Below are 18784 nucleotides of genomic sequence, written 5' to 3'. Positions count from 1 at the left end.
GGGGTTACTTTACGCGAAAACCAATGATGATATAATCATTTTATAAGAGCTCTTTACTTTATATGCGCATCCTTTGAACCTTTCGGGTCAAAGAACGCACCTATGAATAAAGAAAAGAATACTTATGGTATTTTTTTCTTTATTTTCCGGCTTCTCCGCCCATAGCGGAGGAGAACAATTCAAAGACGCGCTTTCGGCGCGTTTTTGAATTAACGGCAATTCATAGTATGATAACCAAATAATTACCATAATGGCACATCCGCGCACCACGAAAATCCGCGACAAACTGGCCCGCCTTAAATATCATATCGGCCGGAAAGAAAGAATCGGCATTGCCGCGGCCGGCGCCGTTTTGATCTTCGGCGCCGTCTGGTGGGCGGCACTCCCCCTGCCGCGCGACTATGAAACCGATATTCCCCGACAGCCGCGATCATACATCGTTTCGCCCATCGCCTGCGGCTATTCCCGGGAAACCGGCAATCTGATATCCTTACGATTCAAACCGGCGGAACCGGCAATCGAAAATATGCCCGCGCATAAAATTGAGGAAATCGCTTCGGAGGCGAAAACCGTGATCACTTTTAACGATGTTTCCGAGATTGACGGACAATTCAACTATGAAGAGATCGTCGACAGCCCGCTCATCGACTCAATCAACTGCGATATCAAAGACGGCAATCTGGTCATCGAAATCAACCGCAAAGGCGCTTATCTGCCGGCGCGGATGGAAATTCAAAACTCCCGGGCAATAATCGTTCTGGAGCCGGCAACCAAAGATTACCCGATAATTTCCAATCAGAAACCGGCCGACAACTCCGCCGCCTTTCCCGCCCTGCACCCGATCAGTTTTGACGCGGCGCTGTCCGGCCCGCTGAAAAACGCATCGGTTCTTTTTCAAGGGAAACCCGCGAACTTTGCCGCAACCGCGGCGAACGGCAACAATTATCATTTTTCATTCAACGAAACATTGGAAATCGACCGCGATTACACCGTGAAAGCGATCATTACCGACAATCAAAACCGCACCACTGTCAGTACTTGGACTTTTACCGGCCAGATTCCCGGCGCGGCGGCGTTAGGGAAAGACCGTTTCAAATATCTTGGCTGGTGGGGCCAGATTAACAGCAACGGCGTTGCCGTGAGAAAAGGTTTCGCGATAACTTCCGACAAAATCGGCACACTGTCATCGGCAAACCGCGTGAAAGTTTTGAAAGAAGTTTACGGAGATTGGGTGGACGGTAAAAATCTTTGGTACCAGATCGACGGCGGAATGTACGCGGGCGCCTATGTGTTTTCCGATTATGTGACGCCAATGGCGCAACCCCTGCCGCCGCAAAAATTTTCTATTCCAGAAAAAGTCGGAATCGGGGAAAAATGGATTGATGTCGATTTGACAAAAAAAATCCTCACCCTTTTTGATTATGATAAACCGGCATTTGCCACCTACATCTCGCCTGGACGATCCGAAAACCCCACCCAAACCGGAACCTATCGAATATGGTACAAACTGGCCAAAGCAAAAATGCAGGGCGGCCCGCCCCTGCATAGCTACCAATATAACCTGGAAAACATTCCTTGGACAATGTATTACAATTACGACTACGCGATCCACGGCACCTATTGGCACGATAGATTCGGCACGGTGCAATCCGCGGGTTGCACCAATATGACGCAAGGCGACGCCAAATTTATTTTCGAAAACACTCTGCCGCGACTGCCCGAAGGCGAAAAGGGCGTCTTCGCCCGCGAAAAACCGAATTCCGGCCACGGCACCGGCACCGTGGTCCACAATCACGAATGAAAAAAATCCAAAAAATATTAAAGCGCCAAAAAAAGAAATTGGCTCTTGCCGCCGCGATCGCGGCGCTGTTTATCGTCTATGCCCATCTGGAAACCTACCGGGTGGAAATAAAGGCGATCACTGTCAAAAACAACGATCTCCCTTTGGAATTCTCCGGCAAAAAGATCGTCTTTATCTCCGATACGCACTGCGGCGAGTATTTCGATCCCAAGCGCCTTGGTTCAATCGTCGAACGGATTAATCTTCTGGCCCCCGACATCATCCTCTTCGGCGGCGATTATGTCAGCCGCGACGGCAAAAACACTACCGCCTGTTTCGCGGAATACGCCAAGCTGGCCGCGCCTCTGGGAAAATTCGGCGTCTTGGGCAATCACGATATCGAAGCCGGCAAAAATAACATTATTGAAGCAATGCTGGCCGCCAAAATCGTTCCCTTGGTCAACGAGAACCGCGCCATCGCCATCGGCAACCGCGCGATCACCGTCGCCGGCACCGACGAAACTTGGTACGGCACGCCCGATGGCGCCGCCGCCATGGCCAACGCCGCCGACTTCACGGTTTATCTTAGTCATGACCCCGCTTATTTCGAGGAATATACCGACAACCGCGCCAAATTGCTTTTGGCCGGGCACACCCATGGCGGGCAAGTAACCTTATTCGGGCTATCGATGGCAAACTTGGCGCACCGGCATAACTACAAATACGGTCAAGGAATATACGAAGAACCGAACCGAACCATTATCGTTACCAACGGCATCGGCGCCACCATCCTGCCTCTGCGTTTTTTCGCCCGCCCGCAAATCAATGTCATTATTCTGGAAAAATAAACCTGTGACCGTTTCCGTTTAAAATTATCGCCTTTTGCAAAACTTTCGCCTATCTGTCCAATCCGCACAAATTTTCTCCGGGTCTGCGTTTCCCACAAAACAAAAACCAACACTTCAATATCCCGCAGACTGCAAAATATCAATATCCGCGATTACCGGCATTCTCACATTCTCAAGAATGTTGGAATGTTTACATCAATATCAATATCAATACAAGGTATTGTTATTTTACCATCGCTTCTTGTTCAGGATACCACCAGGGAGAACAAACCAAAAGCATTTTTAATTTGCCCAAATAGGCGAACGGCATCCCCGCCGGCACGATAACCAAATCGCCAGCGCCGCAATTTTCAACCGCGCCGCCGATCTCAAAACTTCCGCCGCCCTCCAGAATATAATACGCAAAAATACATTCTTTTTGAATGATCTTTGTTTGATGCCCGGCTTCAGTTTCAATAATCGAAAATTCAATTTTATCCGTAAGGAATTTTGATTGAAATGTTGTCCCTTTATGGCCGACTTTCTCAAACGAATAATTTCCGGGCAAATGAAAAATATGTTCCATAATTTTTTGATTTGATAATTTTAGCGATAGCTAAAAATGTAAATGACCCTGCGGCAAGACCGCAGGGCGTTCGCAGCTACAATTCAAACAATCGTAACTGGCTCACATCTTTTGGTCTGCCTTGGTTTTGAATGTATCGCTCAATAACTTTCCTATTACCGCGTGCGCTGATCGTAGCGATATAATAGCCGTCTGTCCAGAACTCTCCACCCCAGAGTTCTTTTTTAATTTCGGGAACTTGCCGGAACACCTCGCGCGCGGTAATGCTTTTTATTATTTTGATAACCTGGTCGCCGGAATACTTCGGCAGGAATCTTGCCAGAATATGGGCGTGGTCTTGGTCGAATCCCACATGGCTGATCTCAATGGCGTACCGTTCCATAAATCCTTTCAGGCTCTCGACAATTGCGGCAATCACCTTTTCGTTCAGTAATGCTTTGCGATATTTGACCGTAATCTGGATGTGGTAATAACATTCGGAAACATTGTGGTACCAACGCCAGATATCCCGCTTTTCTTGCTCCATATTGGCTTATTGTAACACGGACGCGCTTTCGCGCGTGATGGTAGGGGGATATCCCCCTACCAAACCACCCCCTTAAGTTGTTCCCTGCGGCAAGACCGACAGGGTGAAAACATTATCAAATTTAATTGCGGGATTGGATTTTGGCGCAAATTTCGGAGATGAAGTCGGATTTGGAAATGGCGCGGGCGGTTTTGGCACCACGGTCGCGCACGGCTAACACTTCAGATTGCATCTCTTTATCGCCCACCACCAAAACATAGGGAACTTTTTCGCCCGCGGCTTTGCGGATCTTATTGCCCAAAGTTTCATCGGCAAAATCAACTTCAATGCGGATGCCCGCCTGCCTGAATTCATCGGCAAGTTTTTGGCAGAATTCAATATGCGCTTCTCCCACCGATAAAATTTTCACCTGAACCGGAGACAGCCAAACGGGAAACGCACCGGCATAGTGTTCAATCAACAGTCCGATAAATCTTTCAAACGAACCGAATAGCGCGCGGTGCAACATATACGGTTTTTCCTGCTCTCCTTTTTGGTTTGCAAACAACATATCGAATCTTTCCGGCAAATTAAAATCGAATTGCAAAGTTGAGCATTGCCACTCGCGACCAAGGGCATCTTTGATCTTAAAGTCCAATTTCGGCCCGTAAAACGCCGCCTCGCCCAATTCCTCTTTGAAATTAAGGTTTTTCTCTTTTGCCACATCGCACAAAACGCTTTCGGTAAATTCCCAGCCTTCATCGTCGCCGGCGTAATGCTCTTTATTCTGCGGATCGCGCAACGAAAGATAGACATTAACCGAATCCATCTTGAAACCGAATGAATCGTAAATAAATTCAATAAAATCAACCACGCGCTTTAATTCATCCTTAACCTGGTCTTTGCGGCAAATGATATGCGCATCATCCTGCGTAAAACCGCGCACCCGCGTCAATCCGGAAAGCTCGCCTTTTTTCTCAAAGCGATAAACCGTGCCGCACTCGGCCCAACGAAACGGAAATTCGCGGTACGAATGCAAATCATTTTTATAAATCCGGACATGAAACGGACAATTCATCGGCTTGAGCAAATATTGTTCGGATTCTTCAACTTTTTTGCCGGCTTTCAAATCCTCTAATGACTGGCCCACTTCCATCGCCGGATACATGCTTGATGAATAAAAACCCCAATGGCCGGATTTTTCCCACAACCGGCGGTTGCCAATGTGAGGCGAACGGACCAAATCATATCCGTTTTTCAAATGCTGGTCATACCAAAAATCTTCGATCACGCGCCACAACATCGCACCCTTGGGATGCCAAAGCGCCAATCCCAATCCGGCATCTTCATCAATATGGAACAAATCCAGCTCTTTGCCCAGCTTGCGATGGTCGCGCTTTTCCGCTTCTTCTTGATTTTTTAAATAATCATCCAATTCCTTTTTGTTTTCAAACGCCGCGCCGTAAACGCGAGTGAGCATTTGATTCTTTTCATCGCCCTTCCAATACGCGCCCGCGATCTTTGTCAATTTGAACCCGTCAATCGGCAAATCATTGGCCGCTTCCGCATGCGGCCCGCGGCACAAATCGACAAACTCGCCGCTTTGATAAACCGAAACTTCTTTTTCGCCTTGAATTTCCAAATCGGCCGCGATTTCCAATTTGAACGGTTGATCGCGAAAAATCTTTTTGGCCTCGTCAATGGCAATTTCTTTTCTTTCAAATTTAACCCCGCCGCCGATCAGCTTTTTCATTTTGACCTCGATTTCCTTTAAACTTTCGGGCGACAGCTTGTTTTGGCCCAAATCAAAATCATAATAGAAGCCGTTTTCGATCGCCGGGCCCATTCCGAACTTCGCCTCCGGATATATGCTTTTAACAGCCGCCGCCATTATATGCGCCAGAGAATGGCGGATAACTCCAATATCGTATTTTTTGCTCATATTTTTATTTGATGGTCTTGAAAGGGTCGAACCCTTTTTAAAAAGGGTTCGACCCTTTCAAGGAATAATTATGTAAAAACCTCGCCCCAACGCTAAATCATTGAATTCAGCATTAGGGCGAGGTTTTTGTTCCCGCGGTTCCACCTAAATTATTCCAAGCAAAACGCGAAATAATTTATCCTGAGTAAACGAAGGATAAATTATTCCAATTGGAATATCTTGTTTTTTGCCTCAAAGTTTGGATCTTGCGATTGCCCGATGAATGTTCGGACAGCCCGGTTGGTGGCCGCGCCGATCGCCTTTTGGCAAATATTCGATTGTGTTCTAATCCTACACTCCCGCCATAATTTTGTCAAAATTTTCCGGAAACATAACGGTAAAGCTCCAAAAAAGTGGCGTTGCTCCAGGCTTGATTGGGGCAACCGGCGGATTCATAGATTGCCGCGGAACTGATTTCGCCGGCACAACCGATGGCGCCGTTCCATAATATGTCGTTTTTGCTCGCTTCAAAAATTTTTTCTATGTGATTTTTAAACTTTTTTTTATCGACGCGAGCCATCGCGATAGCGGCAATGTTGTTGATCCAAAACCAACTGTCGCCGTTGTGATAGGCCGCGGGATTTTCTCCGGTGTCGCGGCCGCAAAACCGCGGATCGTTTTTATCGATCGTGGACAAACCGCCCCAATCAAGCCACAGCTTTTCCAGCGCGACCGCAAAACAAACGCTCCATTCTTTTTTTGAAAGCAGGCCGGGATAAATATAGGCCGCCAAAAATATATTGGGCCGAATCGTCAAATCCAATTTGTCTTTGTCGGTATCGAACCGGTCGCCGAAATTCTTTCCGTCGAAAAACAGTTTTTTGACATCCCGCTTTAACTTGCTTTCCAAACTCAAATAATATTCTTCTTGCTTTTTATCATCCGCGAAATCCGCGGCCAGTGCGTACATATTGAGCCGCAATGATTGTATTTCAATCGCCGCGCCGGTTCTGTCCAAACTGTCCATCCAAGTTTTTTGGCCGGCCAAGTTTATCGCCAAATTGCCGCGCGCGTTATTTTTAAGAAAATACTCAATCGAATTGTTTAGACATTCGCGAACCGCGGCGATTTCTTTTATATTGAATTTGCCGGACCGATAAAAATCGGATGCGCGCAGGAACAACCAGCCGATACCGTCGGCGGTATCAAAATGAAAATCATTCGCCTTTAATTCGCCCATCTGCCGCCAAAATATCTCAAGCGCGGTTTTCCGGTCAAATTGGCTCAAACCTTTCAGCGAAACCGCTTCGTCCCTCTGCCAAAACTGGAAAAACCACGGCAGACCGGCGCGCAAACCGACAACCGCGCCGATGCGGGCGTAAAGCGTTTCCAAAGCATTTTGGGCGCAAAATTCGGCCGCCTCTTTTTCTCCGATAGGGGGTTTCCCTCCGGGAAACAATCCCAAAAAACTTGCGGATGCCTTGATGTTGCCGTATTTTTTTTGCGCCTCCCTCTTGAATTTTTCAAAGTCGCGCCAATTTTTTCGCGCGGCGTTTATCGCTTCATCTTTTGAAAAACCAACCGCGAAAACCAATTTTGCCGCGGTAATTGCCGCGGGCTTGAAAACCCATCTCTCCCAAGGCGCGGATCCGCGGCCGCGATCAAATCCGTAATCGCGCAAAATCCATTCTTCCTTTATTTCCGCGGCCGTTATATCGCCGAGAACGGCGATAAAAACTTCGGGAAAACCGGAACTTTTCCCCTCGCGATAACAAATCAGGATCGCGCCGTCTTCTTGCCAAATTTCGTGATTCCGGCCAATATCCGGGTTTTGGTAGGGCTCTTTTACATCCAAAAAAAATTCTATCCGCGCCGGCCGGCCGGCTTCATACGCGAAACAATTCGCGGCCGGAAGAAAAAAAGTTTGAATCGAATTTTCACCGATTTTTTTGATATTCCAAAAATTATTTTCGATTCCGGTTCCCGGATTGTCGTTCTCGATCCGGACATCGTCGATTATTTTCATGAGTTTATTGCCGTTATATCCGAAAAACCAGCCTTGGTAACGGCTGGCCGGTTTGATTCCGGTCCACAGATAACTGCCGCCGCGGGCAAGCATCAAACTTCCGCCGCCCGGCGCATCAACAGTTTTCCTTATTGTTTTTTTTCCGAAATTATGAATAAGTTGCACGATCAAAAATTAAAATGTAAATATCAAAAATTAAAAATATATTTTCCAAATGTATTTCGTCGAGCGGGGTATGAACCCCGCACGACGACCAAAGGGGGCACCCCTTTGGAATCCTCTTGGTGCACCCCGGGGCAAAGCCCCGAGGTATTGCACTCAATAAAAAAATACATTGCTGTCGGGGCATTAACCCCGCCATCAACCAAAGGATGCTTCCTTTGGAATCCTCATTCTTTTTGTCCCCCGCGGCGAGCCGACGGGGTATAAAAAGAATTAAAATGACAGTTAAAAATGTTAAAATATTCGAATTCAAAAACTTTAAATTTTTAAATTGCCATTTTTAATTTTGATCTTTCAATTTTACATTCTCCAATGATTTATTGTGCGCCGCCACATAATTTTCCGCCAAATCCTCCCAATCAAAATTATTAACCATTTCGCGGGCGTTGATTTTGTTGGCTACGCGGTCTTTCTGCGGCATAGTCGCGTAATCGTAAAGAATATCGCCCAATTGAGCGTCAACCTCGGCTTCGCTCTTGCCGTCGTTGTTGACGATAAATATTCCCGGATTCTGCTTGTCGCGCGGCAATCGCTTTATGAATCTGCCCAAGCCGCTCAAATCGCTGGTGATCGCCGGCACGCCTTCGGCGGCCGCTTCAAGCGGAGTATACCCCCACGGCTCATAGTATGACGGGAAAACCCCCAAATGGCATCCTTGAATGGCCTCGCGAACATTAAGATTCAACAGCTTGTCGGTTCCGGTCAAATAAGCCGGATAAAAAACAACTTTCACCCGGTCGTCTTTTTTGTTTTCCAAGCCCGCGGCAATCAAACCTTTTAATATCTCGTCGTCGCGATACTCCAAATTATGGGTGCAAACCAAAGGATCGCCGGTGCGCCGGGTTTTTTTCAAACGCCGTTCAAGGTCGCGGTGCGGCTCATCGTCGTCAAAAACATCGGTATCCTTCAAATCCCGGCCGGCAAACAGCGAATATAAAAAATTTTCAACCAAATTGCCGGAATTCTCCTCGACAAATTCTTTAACATCGAAATAATTGCCCCGATTTTCGATCAGATCGGGGTTCACGCCGTTGGTCTTCGCCGGAACCCACAAAAAAGCCACCACGCTTCTGCGGCTTTTTTCCGCCTTTAATTTTTGGTTCAAATCTCCCAATGCCTTGATAAAAGAATCTATGCCTTTGGCATGGTATTCGTAACGCGCCATCATAAAATAGAAAAGCGTATTTTTCAAATCGAAAACATAATGCGGGAAAAAATTATAGAAAAGGAATTCCCGAATGCGGGCGCGCTGAATGCGGTGTTTTATCGCCGCTTCCTCAAAACTCAAATAACCGCTCACATCCAAACCGTTGGGCAAAAAAACATCCGGCATCCGGCCCAGAAAATACTCGCATTCCACGCCGGTGATCTCGCTGACCGTGGTAAAAACCGTGCACGCGTTGGCCGCCGCTTTTTCCAAGAGATGTTTGGCCTGCACATGATAATTATAGGCTTCTTTGAAAGAATCGATCTTATTGATATTGGAATAAATGTCCACGCCGTTGAAAGCCATACTCCGGCCGAGAGTGGTCGCGTGCGTGGTAAACACCGACGCCAAGTCGGAACAAAACTTTTTGGCAAAAAGCAGCGCGGCGCCGGCCAGCCATTCATGGCAATGAACAACGGTTTTCTTGCCATTGCGCGCGAACTTCATCTGCTCAACCAGCCTGGCCACCGCGTAACCCCAGACCACCGGTTCGTCAAATTCAAAACCGGACTCCATCGAATCGACTTTATAATGATCCCAAAGTTCCCGCTTGTAGCCGTTGATGTTGGGCCAAAGGCTTTGGAAATCGACCAGAATCACCTGCGGATCGCCGTCAATCAGCCAGCGGCCGAAACGGCAATGGATTCCCTGTCCCTCAAGATTGTCGAATATCTCTTTTAAATCGCCTTCGGGAGTTTTCTCTTCAAATTGATATTTTGAATTTTGCGCGAAATACGGACCGATCATAATATAGTCCTGGCCGTAGTGCCTGACCATTTGCACAGCCTTGGTTGCCAAAACCGTGTTGATGCCGCCGATTTTGTTGCAAACTTCCCAGGAAATTTCCAACAACAAATCAGCTTGCGGCAAAAGTTTCGCCTTTTTTGTTTCTCTCATAAGATAGCTCAAATTTTTACATTAAAAACGACCAGAACTTGGGTATCTCGAGCTTGCTTTGTATCCTTTTGGCGGCGGTGCGCGGGCTCTTCACCTTGCGAATGGACGAACCCAACAAATTTTGCCCGAATATCTCTTCGATCCAATTGGCAAAATCGTTCTTTTCGGCGGTAACATGATAATTCCAAACCGACTCGTCCATTGTTTCAAGAGCGATTGCCAATTCTTTCAGATTTTTCAAAGTGCGGCCGTCGCTTAGCCAAAAACTTTTTTCCGGTTCGACATCGGTGATCATCGACGGCAACTTTTTTTTGGGAGCTGTTTTAATCATAAAATTTAAAATGCAAAAATCAAAATTAAAAATTGAGGTAAAATTCCTTGCGGAATTTTGATTTTTATCGCCAGAGACGAATATGTCCGAGCGCGTAATTTTCAATTTTAAATTGTCATTTTACATTTTGATTTCTCAATTTTTAACCATGCTTGCTTGTTCGACCTTTTTTGACTCCAAAATTTTTTCCGCCTTAATCTTTAAATCATTATGGATATTCATAAACGCGATAAACGATTCGTAGGGACTTTCGTACGGATTGAAATATTTGTGCACATCGCCGTCGGAAAACCATTTGGTGCACATATAGTAGAAGTGGTCGCTGGTTTGCAGTTTGCGCCACTCGTCCAACAGCGCCTCATCCTTTGTTTCCTTAATGGTGTTTTCCAGCGCGTATGTGTTTTCCAGCGCCGCCTGCTGCATTTTATTGCCGTTCCACGCGCTCAAATCGCGCTCCATATCCGCCCAGGAAACCAAACGGTGAAAATCCAATTCTCCGACCGGCTGGATTTCCTCGATCAGCCGCGACGGCAAAACGAATCGATTGCGCGGATTTTCCGAAATCTTCCAGAAAAGCGCTTTGAAAAATTTGAAAATCCCGGTCTCTTCCCATTGGTGTTCGCCGAATGTTTCATAATCCATAAAGAGATTCAATGTTTGCGCGCCCGAATCAATGTTTAAAAGATTCACCCACTCGGCGTATTTTTCCGCCGTGAGCGGCCATTCCTTCCATTCGCGATTGGAAAAACGGAACCCGATATCATCGCTAAGCTTGTAATTCCGCGCCAGCAGGCGCAAAGAACCGTTTTTAGCCTTGTATAAAAAATTGGGCGAACGCCATTGCAAAATCTCATCCCACCCTTCGGCCAACATTCCGGAAAACCCCATTTGCTCCACCATGGCGGCGATATTATTATTATACACCAATTCCGTATTTCGAAAAAATTTCGGCGCGAAATCAAAATGTTTTTCCAAAGCATTGTTCTGCAACGCCACTTGATGGCGGAATTCATCCGCGGAATAAACCGAAGCCAAAGAGTGGTAATAGGTTTCCGAAACCAATTCGCAGCAACCCGTCTCCACCAAATCCCTGAAACTTTTCAAAACTTCGGGAAACTCGGCCTCCAATTGCTCCAGTAAAATTCCGGTGACGCTCAAGCTCAATTTGAAGCGCCCGCGCGATTTGCGGATCAAATCCAAAAACATCCGGTTGGCCGGCAAATAACTTTTGCGCGCGACTTTTTCCAAAATCCGCCGGTTGTTCTCGTGATCGAAATAGTCGCCATGATTGCCAATGTCGAAAACCGAGAATTTTTTCAATCGCCGCGGCTGATGGGTGTGAAGATAAAGACAAATATTGGGCACGCTTCAAATTGAAAATGTAAAAATCAAAATTAAAAATTAAGGTAGAATTCCTGGCGGAATTCTGATTTTGTAATTTTTTATTTTACATTGTCATTTTACATTTTGATTTTTCAACTTTTAATTTTAAGCGGTCATAACGCTTTGGTAAATTCCCAAGCATTTTTTTGCCGAATCGACCCAGTCGAATTTTTTAACTTCAACCAATCCGTTTTGGCGCAATTCTTCGCCCAGCGCCGAATAGCGCAATGCCGCCAGAATTTTTGCCGCCATTTGATTTGTGTCCCAAAAATCGCACTTCAAGCAATTGGAAACCATTTCTCCCACTCCCGACTGACGCGAAACCAATATCGGCGCGCCGCTGGCCAGCGCTTCAAGCGAAGTGAGCCCGAACGGTTCGGACACCGACGGCATCACATATAAATCCGCGGCTTTGTAAAGACGCGCCAAATCCGCGCCGCGCAAGAATCCGGCAAAAACCACTCGGTCGGCCAATCCCAGCCGCGCGGCTTCTTCGATCAGCCACCGCTCCATATCTCCCGATCCGGAAAAAACAAACATCGCGCTTTTATCAATCCGCGCCACGGCGCGCGCGGCTTTCAAAAAATAATCCGGCCCCTTTTGGAATGTGAGCCGCCCCACGAACAACACGATTTTTTTGCCGTTTTTTTTCAATTTTAAAAATTCGTCGGAAACCGCCGGCGCGTATTCCGCGTGATTGACGGCGTTGGGCACCACCGTGATTTTTTCCGGCGCGGCGCCATAGCAGTCGACAACACGCCGCTTGGTATAATCGCTCACCGCGGCCACCGCGTCGGCAATTTCAAACCCCCGTTTTTCGATAAGGCAAATGTCGCGATTCAACCCGTTTTCGCCCACCCGGTCGTATTCGGTGGCATGGATATGGAACACCAGCGGCTTGCCCGAAGCCCTTTTGGCGGCCATCCCCGCGGGCAAAGAAAGCCAATCATGGCAATGGATCACATCAAAATCTTCGACTCGCGCGATATTTTCGGCAATCTCGCCGTAGCGCATCGCTTCCCCCACCAAATCTTCGCGCCAGATTGAATGCCGCGGCGTGAAATCTTTTTCTCCCCAGCGATCAATCTCCCGCGAATAACTCTCCGCGGTCAGGTAGGGCGACAGCGGCGAATTAACCGCGATCATATCAACTCCGGACAAATATCTTTTTTTGCCGGTCCATGCATCCCCGAAAACAAAGCGGCACGGCGCCGGCTGGCAATTGATTTTTTTGGGCAAAACAAAAGTTATTTTTGCTCCCAACGACGCCAAACCGCCGGTCAAACCTTGGCAGGCCACACCCAATCCGCCGGAATTGTGAGGCGGAAATTCCCAACCGAACATTAAAATTTTGGGGAGGGCGAAAACCATTTTATAATTACTTTAAGCAAAAACTCGCGGCACAGCACGCATTATTATTATACAAAAAATCCGCGAAAAATAACAATCGCGGGTTTTTCAAAAAAATATTAGACCTACTGCGTAAATATTTACGCAGTAGGTCTAATAAATCAGATTTTAAAATTGTCGGCATATTTGCCGATCAGCGGCAAAGGCTTTTTCTCCCCTTTGTTGGCGTTCATTATCCCGATGACCATCAGCGCCAGCATCGCCAAACTCAAGAACGGCGCCAGCGTCCAGCCGATGAGCGGTATCATACTCGCAAAGCCCATGGCAATCCACGCCACAAACAGCGTTAATCCCTGTTTGACATGAAATTTCACGAACGGATCGTCCTTGCTTTCGGTGAGCAAAGGAATGAAAAACACGATATAAGCCACCATTGCCATCCCCGTATTCTTTTCCTTTGGCGCGATTTTTTTCGCTTCCGCGGATTGGCCGCCCATGGCCGCGGCCGCTTCTTTTTCTGTTTTTGGCTCTTTTTCTTCTTCCATAATTTTTTATTATTATTTTTTATTTATCCGCCGGAACACCTCGGAACATCGCTTATCGCTTTTGATTGATTTTAACCCATTCCAAACAAAAAAACCAATAACAATATCGGTCCGCGGATTTTCAAGCAACGGCTGTCTCGTTGAGATCTCGGCAACCGCCTTTCCCGCGCCCCGCGCGACCGCGCCAATGGCGGCAAGCGCCCACAAGCAAACCGCCGATTGCCAACTACCGCAAATTTTGTCCGCAAAATTATTGGCGGGGGCGATGTCCGCAACTTTGAACCGATAAGACGGTTAGACTTCAGTAATCTTGATAAGAGTATATGGCAATTAAGGAAAATTTACAGAGAAAAGCCAGAATGGTACGAAATTCCTCTTTTTGCTCAAAAAATCTACTAATATCAACAATATGCGATGGAAGTGTGATTTTTCCCAACTTCCGGTGCACAAAGTGAATTTAAGTCTATAATCGCTACAATCGGCTATATTTGAATAGCTTCAATAAACGCCCTTGGGTTAACTACCTTTAATCCTTTTTTGCTTACACTTGCAGTTGTATTTATTGCGTCTGCAATTTCCTCTTTTGCAAGGTTGGGATTAACTTGAAAAGCTAACGCAAATAGACCCGATAAGAATGGGACAGCCCAGCTCATTCCTCCTTTTCCATTATACATATATTCTTCCGACCCCTCATTAGACGCCATTGTTCTGTAGTCACATGGAATTATTATTTCTTTTCCTCTGTCCTCCACGGCTTTCTGTATTTTTTCTCTCAAAACCGAATCAGGGATATTTGAAACTTCATCCTTTTTTATTTCTCTTATTTTTCTCAAAATCAAGTCAACACCTCCGTCAGATTCCGCAAAAACTTTATCCAACTCCTCGTTTCCTTGATCTTTCGAAAACAATGCTCGACTGTAGTTCTCTGGGTCATTTTTATCATCACTCGTTCCACCTCCTATGTAGTCAACACCAGTTCTATCACCAACATCGGAAACTATAATGCCTTCTGTCTCGGCCTTCTTAATAGCTTCAATCCATCTTTTCAAACCCGGTTCCGGTTTTTCTTCCATATAACCTACCGAGCAACTTACTACTCTAATTCTATCTTTAGGAGGAAGTGTTCTATTGAATTCAATGATATCGAACAATGCATCCGCTTTGTGATCAAAATCTCTTCCTGACGGTGTAGCTCTGTAAAAAAGTTCAGCTCTCGATGCGACTCCGCATGTTTTTCCTACCAACAAACTAACAACAGCGGGGCCGTGCATGCTTACACTTTCGTCTTTTGCGTCACCATATTCTTTATAATCAATAATGTTTGTAGCATACTCTGAATGTGCTACGAACTCTCCTGTTTCGGATGACAAAGTCTGATCAATGATAGCAACTCTAACCCCTCGACCGTCTATTCCTTTTTGATGTAACCCACCTATTCCAAGCCCAGGATTTTTTGCTTCATCAATTATTTTTTCTGGATTAAAACCAGCCGGTAATTTATTTTGTTCTGGCCATGTCGTTTGTGTATCAAAATCGGCAGTTATTAAAACCTCAACTGGTATCGCTCTTAAATCTTTTCCAGACAAATCTAAACCTCTAAAATCTTCGAATTTAGAAATTGTCTCTGGATTGTTTTGTTGTTCAAATTTTTCCATAGTTCGAATCCCTTTAGGGTTAACTCATTTTATCAAATTTCGTTTTAGAAAAGTAGCGGTAGAATAAGGTCTTTTTCACTGCTACTTTTCAAAACTACTGGCGGTGGCGATGTCCGGAAGTTTGAACCGATAAAACGATTCAATATTCGGACTCTTGACTTGATTATACGAAAACTAAGACTAATTTACCAAAAAAAACCAGAATATTTTGAGGTGCCAAACTTTGCGATTAAAATTTGTTGATTATATACACTATCCTATGCCATTTTGATAAGGACAATACACATAATCCCTGAACAAACCATAAATGCCCCAAGTAAAAAATCTATTATTCGTGTTTGTTCGCCATATCTTTTTGAGATAGGCTTTGCATAAATAAAATAAATACCAACCGCAAATAAATAAACCAAAAAAGTAAGTAAAACTATCCCAATTTTCGCGTAATCAAAATTTGTGATTAACTTAATAAGATATATGCCAATAAAGCTAATTGGCAAACCAAGAATTGAATAAAACAATGGATGATCGAAATAAATTGGTTCGTGTATTTCCTTTACGGCAACATTTTTATCAAGCTTGCTTATTAGATCATCTTTAAATTGCTCAAAATTTTCAATGGCAGAAATAAATACACTCTTTCCATCTCGAAGCCAAATATAAATTTCCCTGATAGTATTTTTAGTTGTTCTCTTAATTTTTACTCTAACAATATTTGCTATTATAAATCTTTCAATTGTTTTGTTGTTTATTCTCTCAAGCAGTTGAGTAGACAAAACGATTTTAGCGTGCAATAGAAAATTAAGCGATCTAAAAGATAACACACCCAATAGAAAGAACGCTATGATAAAGTAAAAATAATTAACGATAGTGATTGGGAAATCTAATATCATCGATGCCAAAATTTGGCCAACAATCAAGCTAATCGATAATGTGGCATAAGCTTTTTTTCTTCGGTTAATTTCAGTTTTTGAAATTACATATTCCGACATAATGTTTTTTCTTCAAACTTGGTAATCTTGGCGGAGGGGGCGGGATTTGAACCCGCGATACCTTGCGGTATACGCGCTTTCCAAGCGCGCGCACTCGGCCGCTATGCGACCCCTCCAAAAAAATATATTCACTATATTTAAATCGTACTTAAATACGATTTAAATCATGCTTGCATATCTCCCATCCAAAAATCAGTTTTTGGCGCGATACGGATATACTATAAACGAAAAAAGAGTTAAAATCAATTAAAAGTCGAGCAATTCAAACAATCAATATAATCTTGAATTACGAAACCATTGAATTCAAATGCCTTGAAGGGGTCTAACCCTTGCGATTACGCAAGGGATAGACCCCAAATACAAAGCGTTTCGTAATTCAAAGAATATAAGCAAGGTAAAAATATGGAGAACGAAATTCAAGAAACCGGGTGCTGTCCCAAATTCAATCCCGAACCATGGGACGGCAAAGTTTTTGAGTGGCAAGACAAAAAATTCATCAAAGGCAAGGTTTTCACTTTATTTTATATGCCGGTAAATTTCGGCGGCGTCATCATGAAACTGATGGCAAAAATAGACAAAGCCGGCGCGAAAGCTCCGGATTGGCTGGCGCTTTCGGACCATACCTCAAAATGGAATATGGATTTGTATGTTGCCGTGGATAAAGCCGTCCCGGACGCGGAGAATATTGTTTTGTCGGGGAAATTTTTGAGCAAAGTCTATGAAGGCGATTTCAAAGACACCGGCAAATGGTGCCAAGATTTTGAAAATTTCGCCAAAGAAAAAGGATTGAAAATCGAGAAAATGTATATGTGGTACACCACTTGCCCCAAATGCGCCAAAGCCTACGGCAAAAACTACACCGCCATCATCGCCAAAGCTAATTAAGCAAGCAAGACAGTTAAAACAAAAATCGCATAGGTTTCACCTATGCGATTTTTGATTTTCGCTAGATTGCCATATCGGTGAGCGCTTTGATGCGGTCTTCCACCGGCGGGTGGGTCAAAAACAATTTGGAAAACCAGTTTTTTTGCTTGCCGCGAAACGGATTGGCAATGTATAAATGCGCGGTGGAATCTTTGGCCGCGCGCAGAGGATTGGGATCGGCCGAAATTTTTCGCAAAGCGCTTGCCAAGCCATCGGGATAGCGGGTTAACAGCGCGGCACTTGCATCCGCCAAAAATTCGCGTTTGCGCGAGATCGCCAGCTGGATCATCGTTGCCGCCAGCGGCGCCAAAATCGCGGCGATAATTCCAAACGCCAGCATTACCAAACCGGCATTGCCGCGATCGTCGCGCCGCCCGCCGCCCCAAAAACTGACGCGAAAAAACAGGTCTGAAATAATGGCGACAACGCCCACCAAAATCACCACGATTGTTTGCAAAAGCATATCTTTGTTGCCGATGTGCGACAATTCGTGCGCGATCACGCCTTCCAATTCCGGCTTATCAAGCCGTTCCAGCAAGCCGCGGGTTACCGCCACCACGGCGTGATTTTTGTCGCGCCCGGTGGCAAACGCGTTGGGCTGGGCTTCTTCAATGATATAAATTTTGGGCAAAGGCAAACCGGCGGTAATGCAAAGGTTCTCCACGATTCGATAAAGTTCGGGTTTATCGCGCTTTTCAATCGGGCGCGCGCCCGCCATTGAAAGCACGATTTTATCGCTAAACCAATAGCTGAAAAAACTTTGAAACACCGCGATCGCCGCCGCGACATAAAGAAAGCCCGAATCCCCCAGCGCCTGCGACAACAGCCATCCCAAACCGATGAGAAAAACAAAAAAGAAGGTTAGCAACAACCATGTTTTTCTGATATTTTCATCCGCATGGGTGTATATGGTAGCCATAAAAAAATGAAAAATTGAAATTCTCCGACAAGACAAATCCGCGCCGTTTTTTTATAAAAACAGCGCGAAGAAATTATAAACATTAAAAGTTTTATTTCTGCTCAAAGCTCACCTTGGGAGCTTCGCGTTCGGCTTGGTTGGCGATTTCAAACAGCGCCATTTGCTTGAAGCTGAATATGCCGGCCACGATATTTGACGGAAAGCTTTCGATCTTGATATTGAAGTCGCGCACATTGCCGTTATAGAACCGGCGCGCCGCCTGAATTTTGTCTTCGGTATCGGACAATTCGCGCTGAAGTTCCAAAAAGTTCGCCGATGCTTTCAAATCGGGATAGTTTTCCGCCACGGCAAACAGGCTCTTTAAGGTTTGCGACAGCGCGTTTTCTTTTTCGATTTTCTCTTCCGGCGTCTTGGCGTCCATCGCCGCGGATCTGGCCGCGGTGACATTTTCCAACACTTGTTTTTCGTGCGCCGCGTAACCCTTCACGGTTTCCATCAAATTGGGAATCAAATCATACCGGCGTTTTAATTGCACATCAATATCGGCCCACGCTTCTTTGGCGCGGTTTTTCAACGCCACCAAACCGTTATAGGCCGAAACCAGCCACACGAAAAAAACCGCCGCGACCGCCAAAATACCGATTGTGATAATATCCATATTTTTTGATTCTTTTTATACCCCGTCAGCTCGCTGCGGGGAACAAAAAGAATGAGAAT

The 18784-nt window shown here is 45.5% G+C and carries 16 protein-coding genes and 1 tRNA gene; 3 read left to right on the top strand and 14 right to left on the bottom strand.

The genetic code is table 11. The features are described from left to right. Positions 1-250: 250 nt before the first annotated feature. Both L7H18_01335 and L7H18_01330 read left to right on the top strand, forming a co-directional pair. Entirely contained in the window at positions 251-1801 is a 1551-nt protein-coding gene (locus L7H18_01335; protein ID UMX48169.1) for a L,D-transpeptidase family protein, read from the top strand. Then, the gene (locus L7H18_01330) at positions 1798-2628 is read left to right on the top strand and encodes a metallophosphoesterase (protein UMX48168.1); all 831 of its coding nucleotides are present in this window, start codon (positions 1798-1800) and stop codon (positions 2626-2628) included. Before L7H18_01335 ends, L7H18_01330 begins: the two co-directional genes overlap by 4 nt. A 223-nt stretch (positions 2629-2851) precedes the next feature. Here L7H18_01330 and L7H18_01325 read toward each other — a convergent pair whose 3' ends face one another. The 12 genes from L7H18_01325 to L7H18_01270 form a co-directional block, all read right to left on the bottom strand. Next, positions 2852-3193, bottom strand: a complete 342-nt coding sequence (locus L7H18_01325; protein ID UMX48167.1) for a hypothetical protein — start codon at positions 3191-3193, stop codon at positions 2852-2854. Positions 3194-3269: 76 nt separating this feature from the next. Next, on the bottom strand, positions 3270-3719 hold the full coding sequence (gene tnpA, locus L7H18_01320) for an IS200/IS605 family transposase (protein UMX48166.1): 450 nt from the start codon (positions 3717-3719) through the stop codon (positions 3270-3272). Positions 3720-3840: 121 nt separating this feature from the next. Next, complete coding sequence (gene thrS / locus L7H18_01315; GenBank protein UMX48165.1) at positions 3841-5640, bottom strand: threonine--tRNA ligase; 1800 nt, start codon at positions 5638-5640, stop codon at positions 3841-3843. Positions 5641-5992: 352 nt separating this feature from the next. Next, positions 5993-7810, bottom strand: coding sequence for a hypothetical protein (locus tag L7H18_01310; GenBank protein UMX48461.1), 1818 nt, complete (start codon positions 7808-7810; stop codon positions 5993-5995). Positions 7811-8147: 337 nt separating this feature from the next. After that, positions 8148-9971, bottom strand: a complete 1824-nt coding sequence (locus L7H18_01305) for a glycogen/starch synthase (GenBank protein ID UMX48164.1) — start codon at positions 9969-9971, stop codon at positions 8148-8150. Positions 9972-9987: 16 nt separating this feature from the next. Beyond that, a complete protein-coding gene (locus L7H18_01300) occupies positions 9988-10302 on the bottom strand; it encodes a hypothetical protein (GenBank protein UMX48163.1) in 315 nt (104 codons plus the stop codon). 135 nt (positions 10303-10437) lie between these two features. After that, positions 10438-11667: a glycoside hydrolase family 57 protein gene (locus L7H18_01295; GenBank protein ID UMX48162.1), complete on the bottom strand. Its 1230-nt coding sequence runs from the start codon at positions 11665-11667 to the stop codon at positions 10438-10440. 123 nt (positions 11668-11790) lie between these two features. Beyond that, on the bottom strand, positions 11791-13029 hold the full coding sequence (locus L7H18_01290; protein UMX48161.1) for a glycosyltransferase family 4 protein: 1239 nt from the start codon (positions 13027-13029) through the stop codon (positions 11791-11793). 167 nt (positions 13030-13196) lie between these two features. Continuing rightward, positions 13197-13580, bottom strand: coding sequence for a DUF4870 domain-containing protein (locus tag L7H18_01285; protein ID UMX48160.1), 384 nt, complete (start codon positions 13578-13580; stop codon positions 13197-13199). 482 nt (positions 13581-14062) lie between these two features. Further along, entirely contained in the window at positions 14063-15235 is a 1173-nt protein-coding gene (locus L7H18_01280) for a S8/S53 family peptidase (protein ID UMX48159.1), read from the bottom strand. Positions 15236-15492: 257 nt separating this feature from the next. Then, complete coding sequence (locus tag L7H18_01275; GenBank protein ID UMX48158.1) at positions 15493-16224, bottom strand: hypothetical protein; 732 nt, start codon at positions 16222-16224, stop codon at positions 15493-15495. Positions 16225-16252: 28 nt separating this feature from the next. Beyond that, positions 16253-16340, bottom strand: a tRNA-Ser gene (locus tag L7H18_01270). 286 nt (positions 16341-16626) lie between these two features. Here L7H18_01270 and L7H18_01265 point away from each other — a divergent pair. After that, entirely contained in the window at positions 16627-17109 is a 483-nt protein-coding gene (locus tag L7H18_01265; GenBank protein UMX48157.1) for a hypothetical protein, read from the top strand. Positions 17110-17170: 61 nt separating this feature from the next. On the opposite strand, the gene L7H18_01260 is transcribed toward L7H18_01265, so the two are convergent. Both L7H18_01260 and L7H18_01255 read right to left on the bottom strand, forming a co-directional pair. Further along, on the bottom strand, positions 17171-18067 hold the full coding sequence (locus tag L7H18_01260) for a M48 family metallopeptidase (GenBank protein ID UMX48156.1): 897 nt from the start codon (positions 18065-18067) through the stop codon (positions 17171-17173). Between the two features lie 91 nt (positions 18068-18158). Continuing rightward, positions 18159-18725 carry a LemA family protein gene (locus tag L7H18_01255; GenBank protein UMX48155.1) on the bottom strand — a complete coding sequence of 189 codons (567 nt, stop codon included), beginning with the start codon at positions 18723-18725 and terminating at the stop codon, positions 18159-18161. Between the last annotated feature and the right edge of the window lie 59 nt (positions 18726-18784).

This window comes from Candidatus Nealsonbacteria bacterium DGGOD1a, assembly GCA_022530585.1.
Classification (GTDB): Bacteria; Patescibacteriota; Minisyncoccia; order Minisyncoccales; family UBA5738; genus UBA5738.
This window is presented reverse-complemented; position numbering and strand designations above follow the sequence as displayed.